At 73.1% G+C, this 21,924-nt stretch carries 19 protein-coding genes; 4 read left to right on the top strand and 15 right to left on the bottom strand.

Annotated elements, in window-relative coordinates; genetic code table 11:
- Positions 1-393: 393 nt before the first annotated feature.
- On the bottom strand, positions 394-801 hold the full coding sequence (locus tag AB0N03_RS47775) for a MarR family transcriptional regulator (protein WP_364387375.1): 408 nt from the start codon (positions 799-801) through the stop codon (positions 394-396).
- 73 nt (positions 802-874) lie between these two features.
- Between AB0N03_RS47775 and AB0N03_RS47770 the strand changes: the two genes are divergently transcribed.
- A complete protein-coding gene (locus AB0N03_RS47770; RefSeq protein ID WP_364387373.1) occupies positions 875-1,789 on the top strand; it encodes a zinc-binding alcohol dehydrogenase family protein in 915 nt (304 codons plus the stop codon).
- Here the strand turns inward: AB0N03_RS47770 and AB0N03_RS47765 are convergent.
- The 13 genes from AB0N03_RS47765 to AB0N03_RS47705 all read right to left on the bottom strand — a co-directional run bounded on the left by AB0N03_RS47765 (position 1,779) and on the right by AB0N03_RS47705 (position 18,543).
- Complete coding sequence (locus AB0N03_RS47765; protein WP_364387371.1) at positions 1,779-5,129, bottom strand: serine hydrolase; 3,351 nt, start codon at positions 5,127-5,129, stop codon at positions 1,779-1,781. The two genes, AB0N03_RS47770 and AB0N03_RS47765, sit on opposite strands and share 11 nt — an antisense overlap.
- Positions 5,130-5,155: 26 nt before the next feature.
- Entirely contained in the window at positions 5,156-6,094 is a 939-nt protein-coding gene (locus tag AB0N03_RS47760) for an ABC transporter ATP-binding protein (protein WP_364387369.1), read from the bottom strand.
- A complete protein-coding gene (locus AB0N03_RS47755) occupies positions 6,091-7,974 on the bottom strand; it encodes a dipeptide/oligopeptide/nickel ABC transporter permease/ATP-binding protein (protein ID WP_364387367.1) in 1,884 nt (627 codons plus the stop codon). The genes AB0N03_RS47760 and AB0N03_RS47755 overlap by 4 nt, the downstream gene beginning before the upstream one ends.
- Position 7,975: 1 nt before the next feature.
- On the bottom strand, positions 7,976-8,956 hold the full coding sequence (locus AB0N03_RS47750; RefSeq protein WP_364387365.1) for an ABC transporter permease: 981 nt from the start codon (positions 8,954-8,956) through the stop codon (positions 7,976-7,978).
- Entirely contained in the window at positions 8,953-10,545 is a 1,593-nt protein-coding gene (locus AB0N03_RS47745; RefSeq protein WP_364387363.1) for an ABC transporter substrate-binding protein, read from the bottom strand. The genes AB0N03_RS47750 and AB0N03_RS47745 overlap by 4 nt, the downstream gene beginning before the upstream one ends.
- On the bottom strand, positions 10,542-11,432 hold the full coding sequence (locus tag AB0N03_RS47740) for a serine hydrolase (RefSeq protein WP_364387361.1): 891 nt from the start codon (positions 11,430-11,432) through the stop codon (positions 10,542-10,544). The genes AB0N03_RS47745 and AB0N03_RS47740 overlap by 4 nt, the downstream gene beginning before the upstream one ends.
- Complete coding sequence (locus tag AB0N03_RS47735) at positions 11,429-12,814, bottom strand: serine hydrolase domain-containing protein (RefSeq protein ID WP_364387359.1); 1,386 nt, start codon at positions 12,812-12,814, stop codon at positions 11,429-11,431. Before AB0N03_RS47735 ends, AB0N03_RS47740 begins: the two co-directional genes overlap by 4 nt.
- 118 nt (positions 12,815-12,932) lie before the next feature.
- Positions 12,933-13,085, bottom strand: a complete 153-nt coding sequence (locus tag AB0N03_RS47730) for a hypothetical protein (protein ID WP_364387357.1) — start codon at positions 13,083-13,085, stop codon at positions 12,933-12,935.
- Positions 13,082-14,188: an o-succinylbenzoate synthase gene (menC, locus tag AB0N03_RS47725; protein WP_364387355.1), complete on the bottom strand. Its 1,107-nt coding sequence runs from the start codon at positions 14,186-14,188 to the stop codon at positions 13,082-13,084. The genes AB0N03_RS47730 and menC overlap by 4 nt, the downstream gene beginning before the upstream one ends.
- Positions 14,185-15,069, bottom strand: coding sequence for a GNAT family N-acetyltransferase (locus AB0N03_RS47720; protein WP_364387353.1), 885 nt, complete (start codon positions 15,067-15,069; stop codon positions 14,185-14,187). The genes menC and AB0N03_RS47720 overlap by 4 nt, the downstream gene beginning before the upstream one ends.
- Before the next feature lie 32 nt (positions 15,070-15,101).
- Complete coding sequence (locus tag AB0N03_RS47715) at positions 15,102-16,223, bottom strand: M20 family metallopeptidase (protein ID WP_364387351.1); 1,122 nt, start codon at positions 16,221-16,223, stop codon at positions 15,102-15,104.
- On the bottom strand, positions 16,220-17,692 hold the full coding sequence (locus AB0N03_RS47710; RefSeq protein ID WP_364387349.1) for an amidohydrolase family protein: 1,473 nt from the start codon (positions 17,690-17,692) through the stop codon (positions 16,220-16,222). The genes AB0N03_RS47715 and AB0N03_RS47710 overlap by 4 nt, the downstream gene beginning before the upstream one ends.
- 212 nt (positions 17,693-17,904) lie before the next feature.
- Positions 17,905-18,543 carry a TetR/AcrR family transcriptional regulator gene (locus AB0N03_RS47705; RefSeq protein ID WP_364387347.1) on the bottom strand — a complete coding sequence of 213 codons (639 nt, stop codon included), beginning with the start codon at positions 18,541-18,543 and terminating at the stop codon, positions 17,905-17,907.
- Between the two features lie 124 nt (positions 18,544-18,667).
- On the opposite strand from AB0N03_RS47705, the gene AB0N03_RS47700 reads away from it, so the two are divergent.
- The 3 genes from AB0N03_RS47700 (at position 18,668) to AB0N03_RS47690 (ending at position 20,697) form a co-directional block, all read left to right on the top strand.
- A complete protein-coding gene (locus AB0N03_RS47700) occupies positions 18,668-19,090 on the top strand; it encodes a DUF6010 family protein (RefSeq protein ID WP_364387345.1) in 423 nt (140 codons plus the stop codon).
- Positions 19,087-19,287, top strand: coding sequence for a hypothetical protein (locus AB0N03_RS47695; RefSeq protein WP_364387343.1), 201 nt, complete (start codon positions 19,087-19,089; stop codon positions 19,285-19,287). Before AB0N03_RS47700 ends, AB0N03_RS47695 begins: the two co-directional genes overlap by 4 nt.
- An 87-nt stretch (positions 19,288-19,374) precedes the next feature.
- Entirely contained in the window at positions 19,375-20,697 is a 1,323-nt protein-coding gene (locus tag AB0N03_RS47690; RefSeq protein ID WP_364387341.1) for an endonuclease, read from the top strand.
- Here AB0N03_RS47690 and AB0N03_RS47685 read toward each other — a convergent pair.
- A complete protein-coding gene (locus AB0N03_RS47685; protein ID WP_364387339.1) occupies positions 20,682-21,872 on the bottom strand; it encodes an MFS transporter in 1,191 nt (396 codons plus the stop codon). The genes AB0N03_RS47690 and AB0N03_RS47685 overlap by 16 nt on opposite strands.
- Between the last annotated feature and the right edge of the window lie 52 nt (positions 21,873-21,924).

Genomic DNA, 21,924 nt, shown 5'->3' with positions numbered 1-21,924 from the left:
GCGGGGTGGCGGGCGCGGCGGGCGGGGGCGGGGAGGGGGCCCACCCGTGGGAGGGGCGCCCCCTGGGGGGCCCCCCCGCACTGCCGGGCGTGGGTCCTAAACGGTGTTGGAACACTGTTTCTCACTCACGACCAACCACGGCAGACCGCATCCCCGCCGTGTCCACTTCGGACGAAAAAAGTCCCGCTTCCGCTCAGCGAAGGCCGGGGGGAGACCTGCGAGCGAAAGCGGGAGTTCGAGGCCGGTACGGGGGTCGCCTCGCGGCGAGGGGCGCTACACAGCTCCGGGCGAACCGGTCTTCTGTGAAGGCATTGGGTGAGGCCCGGGGACTCCGCCGTACCGACACCCGTTACAACGTCCCGCGCCTGCCGGTGTTCCCCGACGTGACCGGGCTCATGCCAGCATGCGGCCCAGCAGGACACCCAGCCGAGTGCGGTCCGCGGTGCCCAGACCCGCCGTCATCGGCGCCATCACCCGGGACACCTCCGCCGTCAGTTCACGAGCCAGGTCGGCGCCCGCCGGTGTCAGGCTGACGCGGACCGAACGCCCGTCGTCGCGGCTCGCCTCGCGGGACACCAGTCCACGGCGGGCCGCCCGGTCCACCAGGCCGCTCACCGACGACCGGTCCAGTCCCAGGTGCGTGGCGAGCTCGGCCATCTTCGGCGTGCGGTCGCGCAGGATCCCCAGTACCCGCAGCTGTGTCAGGGAAAGCTCGTGCGCCGCCGCCACCTGGCTCAGGTGCGCCATCACGGCGAAGGACACCTGGGCCAGGTTGTCCAGCACCTCGTCGGGTTCGGTCATGCTGCCGAGACTACCTTGAACTAGTTGGGAATGCCATCTAAAGTAGTGGGCATTACCAACTAAAGGAGCCCGCATGCGCGCCGCCGTCGTCACCGAGTTCGGTACCCCGCCCACCTGCCGGGAGTTCGCCGAACCCCAGCCCACGAGCACGGACGAGGTCCTCGTCGACGTCGTCGCAGCGGGCCTGCACCCGCGCGTCCGCTCCCAGGCGGACGGTTCGCACTACACCGAAAAGGGTGAACTTCCGCTCGTCCCCGGCATCGACGGCGTCGGCCGGTGCCCCGACGGCACGCTGCGGTACTTCGTGCTGCCCGACACCTCGATGGGCGCCATGGCCGACCGCACGGTCGTGGACACAAGACGCAGCGTCGTCCTGCCCGAAGACGCCGACCCGGTGCTCGTCGCCGCCGGCGTGAACCCCGCGATGTCGGCCTGGATCGCCTTGCGCCGGCGGATCGAGTTCGCCGCCGGGCAGGACGTCCTCGTCCTGGGCGCCACCGGGAACGCCGGCCGGCTCGCCATCCAGGTCGCGAAGCACCTCGGCGCGGGCCGGGTGATCGCCGCCGGCCGCGACGCCGGGCGCCTCGCCGAGGTACCGGCCGACGAAGCCCTCACCTTCGACGAGCTCGGCAAGGCCGCCGACGTCGACGTCGTCCTCGACTACGTCTGGGGCCCGCCGACCACCGCCGCCCTGCGCACGATCGTCACCGAGCGCGCCGACCGCGGCCGCCCGCTGACCTGGGTCGAGATCGGCTCGGTGGCGGGACCGACGATCGAGCTCCCGTCGGCCGCGCTGCGGGCGGCGCGCCTGCAGCTCGTCGGCAGCGGGCAGGGCTCGGTGCCGACCGAAGACATCGTCACGGAGCTGAACGCTCTGGTGAAGGAGATCGGCACCTTCCGGATCGACGCGCGCACGGTGCCCCTCCAGGACGTCGAAGCCGCCTGGAGGAACACCGGCGGGACTCAGCGCGTCGTCGTCACTCCTTGACCTTCGGCGTCGCCCGCACGCCCGAGTGCAGGTACCGCTCCCCCGTCGGCAGCGTGTAGAACGTCGCCGAAACCCAGCCCCGCATGCCCGCGGGACTGTAAGCGAACTGGCCCGGGCCGATCGGCACCAGCTCGTCCTCGGTCGTCGTCTCCGGCACCAGCTCGGCGAGCGGGCCGGTGACGGTCTGGCGCATCCACAGCTTCTCGTCGCGGGTGAGGACATCGATCCGGACCGACTCCCGCTCGTAGACGCCGAGGAACTCCGAGGCGTCGACCGCGGGCGGCGCCGCGGCCGGCTCGAGCGGACGCGGCATGGCCACGGCCGCCAGCTCGGCGAAGATCTCGCGATAGAGCTCTTCGTAGAGGTCGTGGGTGCTGCCGCCGTTGGCGAGCAACGTGACCGCCAGCCCGTGTTCCGGCAGGACCCGCAGGAACGCCGACTGCCCGATCGTGTTGCCGTCGTGGCCGTACACGCGCCGGCCGTCCCAGCCGAAGCGGATCCAGCCGAGCCCCCAGGAGTCGCCGAGCGTGTCCTTGTCCGGCATCTCGAACTGCTCTTCGGTCATCGCCTGCGCGGACTCCGCGGAGAGCAGCCGCGCGCCATCCGGGCCGAGGCCGCCGGTCAGGTGCAGGCGGGCGAACGCCAGGACGTCGTCGGTCGAGGCCGAGATGAGCCCGGCCGGGCCCACCGAGCGCGGCAGCCCCCACACCGGCGCCGGCTGCGGCTCGGCGTCGCCCGCCGCGACGTGGCCCACCGCGGCGCGCTGCAGGAGCGCTTCCTCCGGCAGGGTGCTCGTGCGCTTCAGGCCCAGCGGCGTGAACAACCGCTCGCGCAGGGCCGCGTCCCAGGTCTTGCCGGTCAGCTTCTCGATCACCCGGCCGACGAGGACGAACCCCGAGTTGCAGTAGGAGAGGGTGGCACCGAGGGGATGGCTCTGCGCGGCCTGGTCGAGCCCCGCCACGTACTTCTCGAGGCAGTCGTCGCCGCGGCCGGTGTCGGTGAAGACGTCGCCGTCGATGCCGCTGGTGTGGGTCAGCAGGTGCCGCAGCGTCACCTGCTTCGTGACGTCGGGATCGGCCAGCCGCAGCTCGGGCAGGACGTCGGCGATCGGCGCGTCCAGCTTCAGCAGCCCTTCGTCGACGAGCTGCATCGCGACGGTGGCCGTCCACACCTTGGTGATCGAGCCGATCTGGAACACCGAATCGTCCGTGGTCTCGACGCCGGTCGCCTTGTTCAGCACGCCGTAGCTCGTCTGGACGACTTCGTCGTCGTCGAGCCGCAGGATGCCCAGCACCGCGCCGGGGACGCGGTGCTTGCGCGCGAGCTCGGCGAGCCGGCGGCGCCAGTGCGCGGCGTCGACCGGCACCCGCGCCGGTTTGCCCGGCTCGCCGGCGTGCTGCTCGACCCAGTCCACGATGCGGCGGTTGAAGTCGGCGCGGTGCGACGGGCGGCCTTCGAGGATGAACAGGTGCGACGCGTCCGGGTAGAGCACCATCCGGGTGGGCACGCCCTGCTCGCGCAGGGCCGTGAACCACTGTTCGGCCTGTCCCGCCGGGCACCGGTCGTCGGCGGCGCCGTGCAGGACCAGGGTCGGCGTGCGCACCTTTTCCACCTGGGCCAGCGGGGAAAGTGCCTCGTAGTGCGTGCGGTTCTCCGCCGGGACGGCCCCGAACTCGGTGACGCCCAGGTAGTGGCCGCCGTCCGACGTGCCGGCCATGCTGACCGCGTCGCTGACGACCCCGCCCGCGACCGCGGCCGCGAACCGGTCGTCGCGGCTGGTCAGGTAGCAGGTCATGAAGCCGCCGTAGCTGTACCCGGACACCGCGAGCCGCGCCGCGTCGGCCACCCCTTCGGCCACGAGCTGGTCCAGCGGCTCGAGGAAGTCCTTGGCGTCGGCCAGGCCCCAGGCGCCGATCGCGGCGGTGTAGAACGCTTCGCCGTAGCCGTCGCTGCCGCGCGGGTTGAGCAGCAGCACCGCCCAGCCGCGGGCGGCGAGCTGCTGGTGGTAGAGGTGCACGGGGTCGGCGGCGCCGTTCCACGCGTTGTGCGGGCCGCCGTGGATGTCCAGCAGCAGCGGCCGTGGGCCGGTGCGGGCGGGGTCGCGCAGCAGCCAGCCGTGCACGACCGTGCCGTCGGAGACGGTGAACTCCCGCTCCTCGTGGGTGAACAGGTCGACGTCGGCGGGACCGTGCGCGGTGCGCACCCGCGCCGCTCCCCCGGTGAGGTCGACCGTCGCGACCTCGCCGTAGGACGTCGGCGTGGTCAGCACGACCGCCGCGGTGTTCCCGGCGACGCTCAGCCCCGCCACGGCGGTCCCGGTTTCGCCGAAGACGCGCCGCGGCTCGCCACCGGCGACGTCGACGGCGTAGAGGTGGGTGTACCCGCGGTCCCGGACGCAGAACAGGACCGTGGCGCCGTCGCCGGAGAGCTGCGGGAGCGCGCCCGGGTACCCCGGGCCGCCCGGCATCACGGTGCGGTCGAGCGGCGCGGCGAGGTCCACGGTCTCGCCGCCGTCCAGCGGCACGCGCAGCAGTCCGGTGTGGCCCGTGGCGGTGTCCCGGCGGCCGACGACGAGCAGGGCCGCGCCGTCCGCGGTCCACGTGACCGTCCCGCTCATCCCTTCGCCCGAGTCCGCCAGGCGAGGCTCCGCGGTGCGGTCGGCGGTGTCGAGGACGTAGGTGCCCGAACGGAAAGTCAGGTCGGCGTCGGCGTCGCGTGCCGCGGGGAAGGCCAGCCGCGAACCGTCCGGCTCCCAGGCGGGGTCGCCCGCGTGCCAGTCCCCCGACGTCACCCGGCGGACCTCGCCGGTGGCGACGTCGAGGACGTGGACGTGCTTGCGCAGCGTCCGCAGGAACCCGGCGCCGTCGGCCTTGAAGTCCAGCCGGTCGGCGACCACCGGGGCGCTCGCGCGGCGGCCTTGCGCGCCGTCGTCTTCGCCCTCCTCGGCGGCGAGGTCGATCGGGGCGCTGAAGGCGATCTCGGTGCCGTCCGGGCGCCACACCGGCGTGCCCGCGCCCAGCGGCAGCGTGGTGACCCGCTCGGGCTCGCCGCCGCCGGTGGGCAGCAGCCACAGCTGCGGCGGGCCGTCCTGGGCGCGCAGGAACGCGATCCGCGTCCCGTCCGGCGACCACGCCGGTGCCGCGTCGGCGCGGCCGTGGGTCAGCCGGCGCGCCTCACTGGGGGTGGCCATGGCGACCTCCCAGAGCGTGTGGGTGTCCTCGTCCCGGTCGCGGTCGGTGGTGCGCAGCGTGTAGACGATCCGGGCGCCGTCGGGCGAGATCGCCGGTTGCTCGGGGAGCTCCAAGCCGTACAGGTCGTCGATGCCGAGGCGTCGGGTCATGCGGATCTCCTTGGGGGATAACGGTCTCACGCGGCGAAGTGGCAGGCCGCGCGGTGCGGCCGGTGGGCGGCGTCCTCGGCCGGGTCGGCGCTGACGCAGAGGGTGCGGTCGGTGTGCACGAGCGGGCCGATCGGGCACCGCGGGTGGTAGCGGCACCCGGGCGGCGGGTGGTGCGGGTCGGCGGGTTCGGTGTCGGCGAGCGGGGCAGCGACGTCATCGGTGTCGGCGAGCAGGTTCCGGTGCGCCGACGGCGCGGCGGAGAGGAGGTCCCGCGTGTAGGGGTGCTGCGGATCGGTCAGCACCTGTTCGGCGGGCCCGGCTTCGACGATCCGGCCGAGGTACATCACGGCGACGACGTCGCTGACGTACCGCACCACGGCGAGGTTGTGCGAGATGAACAGCATCGACAGCGCCAGCCGCCGCTGCACGTCGCGGACGAGGTTGAGCACCGCGCCCTGCACCGAGACGTCGAGCGCCGAGGTGATTTCGTCGGCGATCAGCACCTTCGGCTGCCCGGCCAGTGCCCGGGCGAGCGCGACGCGCTGGCGTTGCCCGCCGGAAAGCTGCCCGGGCAGCGTCGCGGCGCGTTCCGGGTCGAGGTGGACCAGCTCGAGCAGCCGGGCCACCTCGGCGCGCCGGGCCCCGCGGGACGTGCCGGGCGGCATGGCCTCGGTGATCGACTCGCCGATCGCCATCCGCGGGTCCAGCGACGAGTACGGGTCCTGGAACACCATCTGCAGCGGGCGGCGCCGGGGCAGCCGCCGGACGTCGACGCCGTCGAGGCGCACCTGGCCCGCGCTGACCGGGGCGAGCCCGACGGCCGCCCGGGCGAGGGTCGACTTGCCCGAGCCGGACTCGCCGACCAGGCCGACGACCTGTCCGGGAGGGACGGTCAAGCTGACGCCGTCGACGGCGGTCAGCTTGCCGTAGCGGACGCTCACCCCGTCGAACTCCAACGCACTCATGCGGCCCCTTCCTCGCGCGACTGTCCGGAAAGGACGTTCACCTGCGGGTGCCAGCACGCGACCCGGTGCCCGCCCGCGGTCGGTTCCAGCACCGGGTCTTCGGTCCGGCAGCGCTCCGTGGCCAGCGGGCAGCGGGCCGCGAACGCGCAGCCGTCGGGCACCTGGTCCGGCTCCGGCGGACGGCCGGGGATGACGGCCAGTGGCTCGTCGCGATCGGTGCCGAGGTCCACCGTCGTGGCCAGCAGCGCCCGCGTGTACGGGTGCTGGGCCGGGCTCCCGGTCGGCAGGTCCTCGACGACCCGGCCGGCGTACATCACCAGCATCCGTTCGCACGTCTGGGAAACGACGGCGATGTCGTGGCTGATCAGCAGGATCGCGGCACCTTCCGCTTCGCGCGTGCGGGCGAGCAGCCGCAGGACCTGCCGCTGCACGGTGACGTCGAGCGCGGTGGTCGGCTCGTCGGCGATGACGAGCTTCGGCTGCCCCATCAGGCCCATGCCGATCATCGCGCGTTGCCGCATGCCGCCGGAGAACTCGTGCGGGTATTGCCGGGCCCGCCGGGCCGCGGCCGGGACGCGCACCGCGGTCAGCCGGTCGACCGCGCGGGCGAACGCCGCTCGCCGCGACAGGCCGTGGTGCTGTTCGGACACCTCGGCGAGCTGCCGGCCGACCCGGCGGGCCGGGTTGAACGACGTCATCGGGTCCTGGAACACCATGGCGAGCGACGTGCCGAGCTCGCGGTCCGACGCCTTGTCGACGGGCTTGCCGTCGAACTCCAGCCGGTCCGCGGTGACGACACCGGGCGCTTCGATCAAGCGCGACACCGCCAGCGCGGTCAGGCTCTTGCCGGAGCCGGACTCGCCGACGACGCCGATCGCTTCGCCGGCGCGGACGCTGAAGCTGACCCCGCGCACCGGCACGGTCCAGCCGCCCGGAACCGGGAACGCCACCTGGAGGTTCTCGACGACGAGCACGGCGTCGCCGGAAGCCTCGGCGGCCACCGCGGGCCGCGGGGACGGCAGCGGTCCCGCCGCACGCCGCGTCGTGCGCGTCCGGACGCCGATCACGCCGGCCACGGTCTCGCCGACCAGGTTGAACGCCAGCCCGGCCAGGACCACCGCCGCGCAGGGCGCGAGCGCGGCCACCGGGTTGACGTAGATGCCGTCCAGTCCTTCGCGCAGCAGCCGGCCCCAGTCGTAGTCCGGTGCCTGCACGCCGATCCCGAGGAACGACAGGCCGGCGAAGGCCAGCAGCGCCGAGCCGGCCCCGATGGTCGCGTTCACGACGAGAGGCTCGCCGATGTTGGGCAGCACGTGCCGGACCAAGAGCCGGATCCGGCCGACGCCGGAAACCCGGGCCGCGGCGATGTAGTCCCGCCCGGCCACCGACGCGGACAGCGTCTGCACCAGCCGGGCGAACGCCGGCGCCACGGCGAACGCGATCGCCAGTACCGCGCCGTGCGTGCCGACGCCGAAGATCACCGCGAGGAACAGCGCCAGCAGCAGCCCCGGGAACGCGACCGCGACGTTGACCGCCGCGGTGAGCAGCCGGCCCGCCCAGCGCGGCAGCACCGACGGCAGCGTCCCGAGGACGACCCCGGCGCCGACGCCGATCGCGGTGGCCAGCACCGCGAGCCCGACCGAGAGCCGGGTCGCGACCAGGGTGCGGAAGAAGAGGTCGCGACCGAGGGAGTCGCTGCCGAACCAATGCGCCCCGGACGGGCCCTGGCCGATCGCATCGGTGTCGATCGCGGCGGCGGCGTCACCCCACAGCAGCGGGGCCAGCACCGCCAGCAGCACGACCCCCGCCAGCAGGACCGCCGAGCACGCGCCCACCGGCGTGCGCACCGCCGCCACCCAGACCGAACCGCGTCGCGCCATCTCACGCCTCCCGAATGGCCGAGCGCGGGTCGAGCAGCCCGAGCACGACGTCGACCAGCAGGTTCACCAGCAGCACCCCGACGCCGTAGACCAGCACGATCCCCTGCACCAGGGGGTAGTCCTTCTGCAGGATCGAAGCGACGATCGTCGAGCCGAGGCCGGGCCAGGCGAACACGTTCTCCACGAGCACCGTGCCCGCCACCATCCCGGTCAGCATCAGCCCGCCGAGGGTGAGCGACGCGGTCAGCGCGTTCGGCAGCGCGTGCCGCACGTACACCAGCCGCGCGGGCAGCCGCTTCGCCCGCGCGGTGCGGACGAAGTCGGCGCCCAGCACCGAAAGCAGCTCCACCCGCACCATCCGGGCGAGCACCGCCGCCGGCCCGACCGCCAAGGCTGCCACCGGCAGGACGTACGCGCTCACGTCGTCGCTGCCCGCCACCGGGAACCAGCCGAGGCCGACGGCGAGCAGCGCCACCAGCCCGACCGCGACCAGGAACTCCGGGATGGCGGCGAGGAACACGCTCACCGACGTGAACCCCAGCTCCGCGCCCCGGCGGCGGCCGCCACGCGTCAGCACCGCGAAGCAGACGCCGACCGGGACCGCGACGACGACCACGACCGCGAAGGCCAGCACCGCCAGCTGCAGGGTCGAGGGCAGCCGGTCGCCGATCACCTGCGCGACCGGCTGTCCGCTCGCCATCGACGTCCCGAAGTCCCCGGAAAGCAGGTTGCGCACGTAGTGCCCGTACTGCACCCACAGCGGGTCGTCCAAGCCGAGTTCGGCCCGCTTGGCCGCCACCAGCGCGGCGGGCGCGGTGAGGCCGAGCGAGGCCCGCACCGGGTCGCCGGGGACCAGGTGGATCATCAGGAACGCCGCGGTGAGCAGCGCCCACAGCGACACGGCGAACCGGCCCAGCCGCCGCGCGGCGAACGCCGGCCACGGGCTGCCCCGCAGGCCGGCGGGCGCCGCCGCGGTCGTCATTTCGCGTACATCCGGATCGAAGACGGCTCGACGTTGCCCTGGCTGATCTCGAACTTCGCGCCGCTGGCGTAGGTCGGCACCACGGAGTCGAAGTAGGGCACCGCGTCCACCCGCTTGACCAGCGCGGTCTCCGCCGCGGTCCAGTCCGCGCAGCTGGTGTCGCCGGCCTTCGAAGCCGCCTGCTGCGCCGCCTGGTCGTAATCGGGGTTGCTGATGTGGGCGAAGTTCGTCCCGTCGGGCGCGGCCGGCCCGGAGACGAACGGGACCAGCTGGCTCGGCAGCGAGAACCCGACCGGGCCGAGGGACACGTCCCACTCGCCGGTGCCGAACAGGACCTGGCTGAGGCCGGGGCTGTCGACGGCCTTGAGCGTCACGTCGGCGCCGAGGGACTTCCACGTCTGCTGCGCGAGCTCCGCGGCCGGCGCCATCGTCGGGCCGAGCTGGGTGCCGTAGAGAACCGTGAGCGCGAGCTTCTTGCCGTCCTTCGCGCGCGCCCCGTCCGGGCCCGCCTTCCAGCCCGCCGCGTCCAGGGCGGCCGCCGCCGCGGCGGGGTCGTGGGCCGGCAGGTTGCCTTCGACGGTGTTGCCGGGGCACACCTTCGGCTCGTTCGTGATCATGCCCTGCGACGGCTTGCCGGCGCCGCTGGTCAGCACCTTGCCGAGCTGGGGCAGGTCGAGCGCCTGGGTGAGCGCCTTGCGGACGGCCTCGTCCTGCCCGGGCCGCCCGGGCGCCTGGTTGTAGAACACCTCGCCCATCGGGGCGGTGAAGTCGCCGTGGAAGAGCTTGCGCGCATCCAGGCGCTGCCGGTCCGGACCGTTGATCTGGGCCGCGCTGAGCTCGCCGGACAGCAGGAGGTTCGTCGCGGTCGTGGTGTTGGGGATGACCCGCACGACGACCTTGTCCGGCAGGCCCGGCTCCGCCTTCCAGTCGCCGGGGCCCCACGCGTAGTCCTTGCGGCGGGTGAACGTGTAGTGGTCGTTGGGCACGGCCTCGGTGACGGTGAACATCCCGGTGCCGGCTTCGCCCTTGGCGAGCAGCTTGCGGTCCGCGAGTCCCTTGGCGCAGACGATCGGCACCCCGCCGACGTTGCGGGCCAGGAACGCGTCCGGCTTGCCGCTGGTGACGGAGATCGTGCCGGTCGCCGCGTCCGCGGTCGCCTTGGTGCCCAGGGCGACGTAGAGGCCGGCGATGGGCGACTTGTTCGCCGGGTCGCCGATGAAGTTCAGGTTGGCCGCGACGTCGGCCGCGGTCAGCGGGCTGCCGTCGGCGCAGGTGACGCCCGGGCGGAGGGTGAACGACGCGGTCGTCGTCGACGCCTCCCACTTCGCGGCCAGCCCGGCGACCGTCTTGCCGTCGCCGTCGAGGTTCAGCAGCGTGTCGTAGAGGAACCGGTCGACCTGGATGGCCACCGCCAGCACGGTCATGTGCGGGTCGAGGCTGCCGGGGTCGGAGCCGGCGCCGAGGCTGAACGTCTTGCCGTCCACCGGGGTGCCGTCGCCGGAGCCGGCGCTGCCGCCCGGTCCCCCGCAGGCGGTCGCCGTGAGGGCGAGCACCCCGAGCAGGACCGCCGCGGTCCGTGTCTTGGTCATGGGGTTTCCTTCCGCAGGTGGTCCACGGCGAGGCGGGCGGCCTCGCCGATCGCGGCGTCGACGGCGGGTTGCCGCTCGGCGAGGGAGTCCGCGCGGGTGAAGACGGCGACGGCGAACCGGCGACCGTCCGGATAGGACACGACGCCCGCTTCGTTGCGCACCGCGGGCAGGGTGCCGGTCTTGGCCGCGACGGCGACGTCGGAGGGGAAGCCGGCGGAGATCCGGTGCGGCCAGATCTGGCGCGCCATCATCGCCCGCACCCGTTCGCACGCCGCGGGGTCCGCGGCGCGGTCGGTCCAGATCGCGTCGAGCAGCGTGGTGATCTCGCGGGGCGTGGACGCCGACGTGCGCTCGGGGTCGAGGGCCGCCAGCTTCCGGATTTGTTCGGGAGTGGCGCCGGCGAACACGGCGTCGAGGTCGGCGCCTTCCTCCGCGCCCAGGTCCGCCAGCACGGAGGCGAAGAGGTCCTCGCAGCAGCCGATCAGCCGCGTGCCGTGCAGGCCCAGGTCCGCGAGCACCCGGTCGACGGCGTCCTGGCCGACGCGGTGGAAGACGACGTCGGTCGCCGCGTTGTCGCTCATGGTCAGCATGACCAGCGCCAGGTCGCGCCAGCTCATCTCCACGTCGTCGGCGCACCCCGCCGTGCCGATCCCGCCGATGCGGTAACGCTGCCCGACGCGAGTCCGCGCGGTCTCGTCGAGCCGGCCCGCGACGACTTCGCGGGCGTAGGCGACGGCGACCGGGATCTTGAACACCGACGCGAGCACCACCGGGTCGTCCGCGCCGACGGCGACCTCCGGCCCGCCGCCGATCTCCCGCGCGTGCACGAATCCCCGCGCGCCGGCGGCGGCGAAGACGTCGGCGATCCCCGTTTCGACCGGGCTCACACGCTCACCCGCCGATCGGCCCGGCCGGTGTGCAGGTACAGCGCGCGGCCGGTGCCGTCGTCGCCGACGAAGGCGTGCGGCAGGTACATGCCCTGCATCGGCTCGGCCAGGATCAGCGTGTCGCCGTTCATCGCGACCAGCTCGGTCTTCTCGGGCTTGGCCAGCTCGGCAAAGATCCCCTTCGGGACCCGCTCGACCCAGACGCGGCCGTCGTCGTCCTGGCTGACCGTGATGTCCGCGACCGACGAGGAGTACTCGCCGACGTACCGCGTGGCGTCGATGCGCGGCGCGTCCTTCGCCGGCACCGGCGGCACGGCCAGCTCGATGCCGGTCAGCTCCTTCAGGAGATGGCCGACGACCTCGGCGTAGAGGGGGATCGGGTCGCCGCCGTTGGTCAGCAGCGCGACGGCGACGTCGTGCCCCGGCGCGAGGCGCAGGAACGACGCCTGGCCGATCGTGCCGCCGTCGTGGCCGACGACCCCGCCGCCGTCGACGTCGAAGAGCGACCAGCCGAGGCCCCACGCGCGGCCCATCAGGCCGAGGTCGGGCAGCTCCACCTGGCGCTCCCGCATGGCGCGGGCGCTGTCCGCGCTCAGCACGCGCGTGCCGTCCGGGCCTTCCCCGTCGCGCAGGTGCATCCCGGCGAACGTCACGAGGTCGCGCGCCCGCATCGCGAGCATCGAGCCGGCCGGGGCGTTGGACGGCGCCAGCGCCCAGATCCCGGCGGGTTCCGGGTCGGCTCCGGGCTCCGGCGTGACGTGGCCCAGCGCGGCCCGGAAGCGGATCGCCTCGTACGGGCTCGCCGCGGCGTGCGTCAGTCCCAAGGGGACGAACAGGTGCTCGGCCAGGCAGTCGTTGTAGGACTTGCCGCGCAGCACTTCCACGACCCGGCCGAGCACGCAGAACCCGGCGTTGTTGTAGGAGAACATCTCCCCCGGCGCGAACAGCTGGGGCACGTCACCGAGGGTGGCGACGTACTTCTCGACGCAGTCGGCGCCGCGGCCGGTGTCGGTGAAGATGTCGCCCTCGAAGCCGGCGGTGTGCGACAGCAGCTGCCGGACGGTGATCCGCGCGGCGGCTTCCTCGTCGGCGATCGTGAACTCGGGAAGGTACTTCCGCACGGTCTCGTCCAGGTCGAGCGTGCCTTCGTCGACGAGCTGCAGCGCGAGGGTGGTCGTCCAGATCTTGGTGATGGACCCGATCTGGAACAGCGAGTCGGCGTCCGCCTCGACGCCGGTGCCCTTGTTGAGCACGCCGGCCGCGTGGTCGATGATCTCGCCGCCGGCGTACACGGCCACGGACGCGGCGGGCACCTGGTGTTCGGCCAGCAGCTCGGGGAGCCGGGTTTCGAGCCAGGCGGCGAGTTCGGTGAGTTTCGACATGGTTGCCTCTCGTCCGACGGTGGAGGACCGGCGTTGCGGGGATGCTAGGACGGGGACCGGGGCGGCCGGTTCGTCGAAACCGACGAGAGCCGGGGAAACTTTCATCCCGGCGGACGAATCACCGCCGGCGGCGCGGCCGGAACCGCAAGGACGGCGCGGCGCGCACCGCCGCACCCCCGGCCGCGAGCCGGATCCTGACCTTCGACGCGGCCACCGCCGCCCTGAGCGCGTACTGCCGGACCCGTGCGGTCACCGTGTCCACTGTGGTCATGACGCGAGCCAGGACTTGGCGGTGGTCACTTCGGCGAGCCGCTCCGGGATCGGGGTGACGCCGAGGCCGGGCCCCGACGGCACCGGCAGCCGGCCGTCTTCGAGCACGAACGGTTCGGTGATGTCCCGGGTGTAGAACCGGTCCGACGCCGAGGTGTCGCCCGGCAGGGTGAAGCCGGGCAGCGACGCGAGGGCGACGTTGGCCGCCCGGCCCAGCCCGGTCTCGATCATCCCGCCGCACCACACCGGGACGCCGTGCGCGGCGCAGACGTCGTGCACCCGCCGCGCCTCCAGGTACCCGCCGACGCGGCTCGGCTTGATGTTGACGATCCGGCACGCGCCGAGCTTGATCGCGTCGGCGGCCGAACGGGCCGAGACGACGGACTCGTCCAGGCAGATCGGCGTCCGGATGTGCTTCGCCAATTCGGCGTGGCCGAGGACGTCCTCCTCTTCGAGGGGCTGCTCGATCAGCAGCAGCTCGAAGGGGTCGAGCCGCTGCAGCTGCGGGACGTCCGAGAGCGTGTACGCCGTGTTCGCGTCGACCTGCAGCAGGATGTCGTCACCGAAGCGCTCGCGGACCGCGCGCACCGGCTCGACGTCCCAACCGGGCTCGATCTTCAGCTTGATCCGCAGGTAGCCCGCGTCGAGGTAGCCGCCGACGACGTCGAGGAGCTTCGGGACGGTGTCCATGATGCCGACCGACACCCCGCACGGCACCGAGTCGCGGGTGGATCCCAGCGCGGTGCCGAAGGACACGCCGTGGGCGCGGAGTTCGGCGTCGAGCACCGCCATCTCCAGCGCGCCCTTGGCCATCCGGTGGCCCTTGAACTTCGCCAGCAGCGGCGCGACCTTGCTGGCGGTGAGGTCCTCGGCGGCGAGCAACGTGGGCACGAGGAACGTCCGCAGCACGTGCTCGACGCCGTCGACGTACTCCGAGGAGTAGAGCGGGTCGACCATCGCGCCGCACTCGCCCCAGCCCTCGCCCTCGGACGTCACCGCGCGCAGGAGCAGCAGTTCGCGTTCGTTCTGCGTGCCGAACGACGTCCGGAAGGGCGCGACCAGCGGCATCCGGACGCGCAGGAGTTCCACCCCGGTGAGTTTCACGACGACTGCTCCTTCGCGACCACGTACCAGCCGGCACGATCGAATCCGACGACCGAGGCGCCCCCGGTCAGCAGGCCGCCGAGCACCTCCCGCAGCGCGACCCGCCACGCCCGGCCCCGGCCGGGGTCGGCGCGCCGGAGCGCCTCGATGTCCGGCGGCACGGCGACGAGCACGGTCTGCGCGTCCGCGGACCCGGCGACCGGGCCACCGTCGGGGCCGGCCGCCAGCGCGACCGCGGCACCTCGGTTCCGCAGCGCGGCCGCGTCCAGCCGGGCCGGCCTGCCCTCGGCGGCCGCCCGCACGGACGGGCTCGCCAGGTCCCAGACGGCCATCAGCCGGTCGGTGTCGCCCCCGCCGTTGATGCCGTCCTCCATCGGGCCGTAGAAGTCGGGCAGGTACTGCTCCGGCCGGGCGGCGAGCTTGGTCAGGTTGAAGTGGGCGTTGCGCCGCACCAGCGGGTCGAACGTCCACGAGATCACCGGGACGTCCTGGCGCAGGGCCCACGCGCGCTGGTGCAGCTTGAGCGCGAAGCCGATGCCGCGGCCGTGCCCGGCGGTGGCGACCCCGGCGATGTGGCTGTGCAGTCCCCCCTTCGCGGGCCCCCCGAAGAACCCGAAGCAGGCGCCGAGGAGGTCGGGCCCGTCGAACGCGCCCCCGACGTAGTTGCCCGCCGAAACCATGGCGCGCAGCAGTTCGGACGTCACGGGCTGGTTGCCGGGAGCCGGGCGCCAGATCGACTCGAAGAGCCGGGTCACGGCGGTCAGGTCGGAGACCTCGGCCAGGGTCCGGACGTGGACCCCCGAGGCCGTGGCGGCGGCGGTCGCCGCGGCGGCCGCCTCGTCCCGCAGCGGCGGGGCTGTGTTCGTCACGACTTCTGTCACGCTTCCGATACTCTCCGGAGACCGGCGGCGGGTCACCGTTGTCCCGCACCGGATTCGCCCCGCGCGTTCGTCGGGGCGGACGAACTTCGTTGCGCGAGCACGGTTTCGGTGAGAGCGGCGAGCAATGCGGTGCGTCGCGGCAGCTCGGCGACGACGACGTGTTCGTCGTCGGCGTGGGCACCGCCGCCGACCGCGCCGAGGCCGTCGAGCGTCGGAATGCCCAGCCCGGCGGTGAAGTTGCCGTCGGACGCGCCGCCGACCGCCGCCTCGGTGAGCGGTCCCGCCGCGAGCTTCTGGGCCAGCGCGAAGAGTTTCTCCGAGGCGGGCGCGTCCAGCGGTGGGCGATTGATGCCGCCGGCGATCCGGATCTTGGAGCCGCTCAGGTTCGGTCGCAGGCTTCGGACGGCTTGGTCGACGCGGTCCTGCTCGGCGGTGTCCCACACGCGGGCGTCGACCGCGACACTGGCTTTGGCGGGCACGGTGTTGGTCGTCGTCCCGGCCGTCAGCGCGGTCGGGACGACGGTGGTCTCCCGGTCCGGGTCGGCGAGCGCGGCCACCGCGAGGATCTGGTGGGCGACCTCGATTCCCGCGTTGACGCCCTTTTCGGGTTCGAGCCCGGCGTGCGCGGCGCGGCCTTCGACCTCGATCCAGTACCGAGAGACCCCTTTGCGGCGCGTCTTCAGCGCTCCGCCGTCGGCCGAGGCTTCGAGCACGAAGACGGCGTCACAGGTCTTGGCTTCTTCCTCGATCAGGGCGCGGGAAAGCGGCGAGCCGATCTCTTCGTCGCCGGTGATGAGGATCGAGAGACCGTCGCGGTCGGACAGCGTCGCGGCGGCGTGCAGGGCCATCACCACGCCCGCCTTCATGTCGAAGCAGCCGGGTCCGCGCAAGATTCCGTCGCGGACTTCGAAGGGGTGCGTGCGCAGGGAACCCAGCGGCCACACGGTGTCGTGGTGGCCGAGCAGCAGCACCCGGGGCCCGCCTTCGCCGAAGCGCCAGCGGAGGTGGGTGCAGCCGTCGGTGACGAGGCGTTCGGGCTCGGCGCCGAGCAGGCGGCGCCCGATCGCGGCGACGGCTTCGGCGCTGCGGGCGACGGCGTCGTGGTCCTCCGACGGCGACTCGCAGCGGACGAGCGTCTCGATGTCGTCGATCACCGCGGCTCACCTCGCAGCGGCCGGCCCGGCAGCGCGCCGGTGTTCAGGTTTCCTTCGCTGACCACGGAAACTCCGGCGACGTACAGGTGCCGGACGCCGACGGACGGGCGCGTGGAGTCGGTGTAGGTGGCCGCGTCGGTGACGCGGTCCGGGTCGAGGACGACGAGGTCGGCGTCGGCACCGACGCCCAGGTGGCCCTTGTGGCAGGCTTGCGGCGCGACGCCGTCGAGGAGCCGCGAAGGCAGGTAAGAGCAGCGGCGGAACGCTTCGAGCCAGCTCCACTCACCGGCTTCGCGGACCATCAGGCGCAGGGTCTTGGCGAAGGTGCCGGCGGTCCGCGGGTGCGTCGTGCCGCCCGGGGGCAGCGGCCACTCGGTGCTCTCGGTGCGGCCGTCCTTCCAGTAGACGGGCATGGCGTCGCTGGCGACGACCGCGTCGGGGAAGGCGAGCGCCTGGTGCAGCAGGCGGCGATCGCGGGGGTCTTGTTCGTCGAGGAACTCGAGGAGGCAGGGCGCGCCCGGGTCCTGCTTCCGCAGGTGGCGCAGGCGGGCTTCGTCGCGGACCCGCTCCCCCGTTTCGAGGATGACGACACTCGACGGCTTCAAGCCCTTCAGGCGCAGGCGGTCCGGCTCGATGAAGGCGGCGCCGACGGCGGTGCTGCCCGCGCCGTACGGGTAGGCCTCGACGGTGACGCGCGAGCCTTCGCTCCGGGCGGTCTCGAGGGTGGCGAGGACGCGGTCGATGTGGTGGCCGGAGGTGCTGTTGACGTGGCAGTGGTGCATCGCGGCGCCGGTCTCGCCCGCGGCGGCGACCACCTCGACGGAGCCGTCGACCGGGATGGCGGGGTCGACCTCGACCAGCTCGCGGACGTGGGTGTAGGTGGGCACGCCGGCCTTCGCGGCGAGGTGCGCGACGGCCATGAACTCGCCGGGCTCGGTCGCGGGCGCGTAGCCCATGAGGACGCCGATGCCCAGGGCGCCCTTCGCGAGTTCCGCTTCGAGCAGCGAAAGCCAGGCGGCGAGTTCGGTTTTCGTGGAACTGCGTTGCCACCGCGGGTTTCCGAGCACGGCGAGTCCACTGTCGATGCTCGCGTCGGGGGCGATGCCCGCCAGGACCTGCGCCCGGGCGGCGCCCCAGGAGGCGGAGAAGCCGTAGTGCAGCGGCCGCCCGGCTTTCGCGGCCTCGGCGTAGGCGCGGTCGACGGGCATGAGGCCGGCTTCGAGGTCGAGGGCGGTGGTGACGCCGTCCATGGCCTGCAGCCGCTGCCCGGCGATGGAGTGCACGTGGCTGTGCAGATCGACGAACCCGGGCCCGACCACCGAGTCGCGGACATCGACTTCCGTGGCGTCCGGAGCGTCGAGGTCCGGGCCGACGGCTTCGATGCGGTCGCCGTCGAGGAGGACGTCGGCGATGCCGTCGAAGCCGCTCCCGGGATCCACGACCCGGCCGCCTCGCAAGAGTGTGCGCACCCGTCCGCCTCCTCGTCGTCGTTCCCGGCGACGTTAGGAGGATTTCGGGCGGGACCGTTCGTCCGGAACGACGAATCGGAGCGGCGCGGTTGATCCGCGCGGACGAACTCCGGTCGACTTCCGGTGGTGTCGCGAATGACTCATTCGGGACCTCCGACGCCGCGAATGAGTCATTCGCGACGCTCGAGCGGCGCGGCGAACGCGAGCCAGGGTCAGGCCGGCGTGACCGGGGCCAGGAGCAGGCCGGTGATCGCGTCGATCAGCCCCGTCCCCGCGTCATCCCACGTCGCCCGCGGCGTCGGAGTCCCCTCCGCCAACGCCCGCTCGCGCTCCGCCGTCATGTGGATCATCAGCTGCCGCGCCATGTCGCCGCGCTCCGCGCGGACGTCCGCCGGCAGGCCGTCCAGGCAGCGGTTCAGCCCCTCGACCGCCCGGGCGAGCGCCGGGGACGTCAGCGACTCCTGCGCGATGATCTCCCGCAGCGCCGGGTCGGTCATCACCTGCGCGCTGAAGCGCCCGAACCACGTCGGGGCGCCCAGGTCCCGCAGGTACGTGGTGCTGGGGCGGACCAGGCACGCCACCCACTCGCGAAGGCCGGCGTCCCCGCCGACACCCTCGACGAGCTCCGCGCGCAGCCGCTCCATCGGCTCGGCGTGCTTGCGGACGATCGCGCGGACCAGGTCCACCTTGGTGCCGAAGTGGTAGTTGACGGCGGCGTTGTTGCCCTGCCCGGCGGCCTCGCTGATGTGCCGGTTGGACACCACCTGCACCCCGTGCTCGGCGAACAACCGCTCCGCCGTCACGAGGATGCTCTCCCGCGTCGCACTCGCGCGGGCCGCCTTCACGTTCATTCCGAAACCACCTGATCATCCGCCGGCCCCCAGCTTACGGAGCCGCCGCGCTGGCGAGAAATCGGCGGACCGTGGCAGAACAGCCACTGGCCTCCCGAGACCGCCGTTCCTAGCGTGGTCGATCATGATCGCAGTGCTCGCGCCGATCCTGATCGGCCTCCTCTACGTCGTGCTCAACTCGCTGATCCGGGAGCCCCACCGGCGGAAGTTCAACGCCGTCGTGGTGGGCGGCGCCGGCGCGGCCTACCTCTCCGGTGGCGCGCTCGGGCCGTGGGAGCTGGTGTTCTGCGCGGTGCTGACGTACGTCGCGTTCCGCGGGCTCGACTCGTGGACGTTCATCGGCATCGGCTGGCTCCTGCACACCGGCTGGGACGTCGTCCACCACCTGAAGGGCCAGCCGATCCTGCCGTTCGCGCACGACTCGTCGTTCGGCTGCGCGTTCTGCGACCCCGTGATCGCGATCTGGTGCTTCACCGGCGGCCGCTCGGTCACCACGTGGTTCCGGCGGGTTGGCACGCCCGAGCCGGGGGTACCCAGCCGGACATGAGCACCGAAGTCGAACGCGCCGCGCACGCTTTCTGCCCCCGGTGCAATCCGGACCCGCAACCGGGCGAAGTGCTCATCGCGCTGTGCGGCGCCCGGCACCCGTACTACGGCCGCCGCGACCGGCCGGTGAACAGCTGCCCCGCCTGCGTGCGGCTGGCCTCGGCGAACATCTACGCCTGCGGCCACCCCGGCGGCTAAGCGGTTGTGTGAGCGCGAACAACGGGCTAACGTGAGAAATCTTCACGATGGCTGTTCCCGCTCCCCGCCCCCGGAAGGAACACCGCCATGCGCAGCGTGTTCACCGCCCTCACGACGGCCGTTCTCGCCGCTTCCGCACTCGGCCTCACCGCTCCCGCCGCCCAGGCCGCCGAGGGCACCTTCAGCGTGTTGTCCTCCAACGTCGCCGGGCTGCCCGAGGGCATTTCCAGCGCTCCGACCCCGCGCGCCCCGAGCACGACCGCGATCGGGCAGCGCCTCGGCCCGTACGACCTGGTGCACGTCCAGGAGGACTTCAACTACCACGCCAACCTGTACGCGGCCGACGCTCACCCGTACCGGACGCCGACCAGCGGTGGCGCCGGCATCGGGAGCGGCCTGAACAGCCTGTCCACCCTGCCCGTCGACGAGCTGGAGCGCGTCCGCTGGAACTCGTGCCAGTTCGACTCGGGCGACTGCCTGACGCCGAAGGGCTTCACCTTCACGCGGCTACGGCTCGCCGAAGGCGTCTACGTCGACGCGTACAACATCCACACGAACGCGGGTACGAACGACGGCGACCAGGCGTCGCGGGCGGCGAACCTCAGCCAGCTCACGGCGTACATCGCCACGCACTCGGCGGGCAACGCCGTCGTCGTCATGGGCGACACCAACACGCGCTACACCCGCGCCGCCGACACGATCCGGGCCTTCGCCGCCGCCAACGGGCTCACCGACGCGTGGGTCCGGCTCGAACGCGGCGGCGTCCCGCCCGCCGCGGGCAGCGATCCCCTGGTCTGCGACGAAACCGCGGTCACCAACGCGTGCGAGATCGTCGACAAGGTCCTCTACCGCGGGAACAAGCAGATCACCCTCGATGCGACTTACTACAACAACGAGCACGACGCGTTCCTCGACGCGTCCGGGGCGATGCTGTCGGACCACGATCCGGTGACCGTGCGGTTCGGCTGGACGGCCGACCCGGCATTCCGGCTCAGCGACCGGTTCGGCGGCCCGCACGGCACCCCGTTCACCGATCTGGACGGGGTGTCGCCGGCCGCGCGGGCTTCGGCGTTCACCCTGAGCGCGGGCGCCCGCCTCGACCGGATCGGCCTGACGTCGGCGGACGGCACGACGTTCGGCCACGGCGGGACCGGCGGCACCCCGCGGACCTACCGGCCGGCCGACGGCGAGTACGCGGTCTCCGCCGAACTGTGTCGCGGCAGCTACCACGGCCACACGCGGATCTTTTCCGCGAGCATCACGACCAACCGCGGCGGCACGCTCGCCGGCGGCACGAAGACGTCGGACTGCACGACGGCCACCGCCCCGGACGGCTGGCAGATCGCGGGCTTCCAGGGCCGCGCGGGCGACGAGGTGGACCAGCTGGGCTTCATCTACACGCGGCGCTGACCGGTTTCGGTCCACAAAGGACTTAGTAGCACGGGAAGCGCGGCCACCAGGGCGAGCCCGCGCACGACGGCCGCGACGAGGTACGGCGCCCGCAACCCCAGCTCGTGGGCCACCAGCCCGCCGGCCAGGCTGCCGACCGGGATCAGGCCCCAGCCGAGCAGCCGGTACGCGCTGGAGACCCGGCCGAGGAGAGCGGGCGGGACGAGCTCCTGCCGGAGGCCGACGGTGACGATGTTCCACAACGTCGTCACGAAGCCGTTGACGGCGAGGAACGCGCCGAGCACCTCGGCGTCGCGGCTCAGGCCTACGCCGGCGAAGGCGGCGACGTTCGCCGCCAATGCCATCAGCAACGCCGCCCGGGAGCCGATCCGGGCCACGACGCGCGCGTTGACCAAACCGCCGAGCACGCTCCCGAGCGCGGCCCCGGCGAGCAGCAGGCCGAAGCCGCGCGCGTCGAGGTGCACGACCTGCGTGGCCAGCAGAACGAGCGTCGCGGCGGCCAGCTGACCGCAGAAGGTGTTGACGCCCACCAGCATCGCGAGCGTGCGCAGCAGCCGGTGCCGCAGCAGCCACGCCAGGCCGTCCCGGACGGCGCCGCGGGTCCGGGCGCCGCGGGCCCGCCGGGGCAGCGTCCTCACCAGGACGGCGGACACCGCGAACGAAACGGCGTCGAGCCCGAACGGGAGCGCCGCCGCGACCCCGAACAGCAGACTGCCCAGGGGCGGGCCGGCGAACTGCTCCGCGACCGTCGTGATCGCCTGCTGGCGGCCGTTGGCGCGGGGCAACAACGGCTTCGCGACCAGGTCCGGCAGGATCGCCTGGGCCGCGGTGCCGAACACGACCTCGCCCGCCCCGATCCCGAACGCCATGGCGGCGAGGACCGGGATGCCGATCGCGTCACACGCGGCCAGGACGGCCGTCACCGCGACCAACACGGCCTGCACCGCCTGCGCGCGCCACATCAGGCCGGCCCGGTCGTGCCGGTCGGCCAGCGCGCCCGCGGGCAGGGAAAGCAGCAGCCACGGCAGGTACGCCGCGGCCGACACGAGCGAGACGAGCCGCGGGTCGTGGGTGACCGTGACGGTCAGCAGAGGTACCGCCGCGGTGAACGCGCCGGTGCCGAGGTTGTCGATGCCGGTCGCCCACAGGAGCCGCCGGAAGTCTCGTCCGATCATCTCCCGATCTTTTGGCCCGCTGCGGCCCGCGGACAGCGTTTAGCCCGGTGCT

Source organism: Amycolatopsis sp. NPDC051061 (assembly GCF_040682935.1).
Taxonomy (GTDB): Bacteria; Actinomycetota; Actinomycetes; order Mycobacteriales; family Pseudonocardiaceae; genus Amycolatopsis.
Note: the sequence above shows the minus strand (reverse complement) of the source record. Positions and strands in the feature narration are given on the sequence as shown.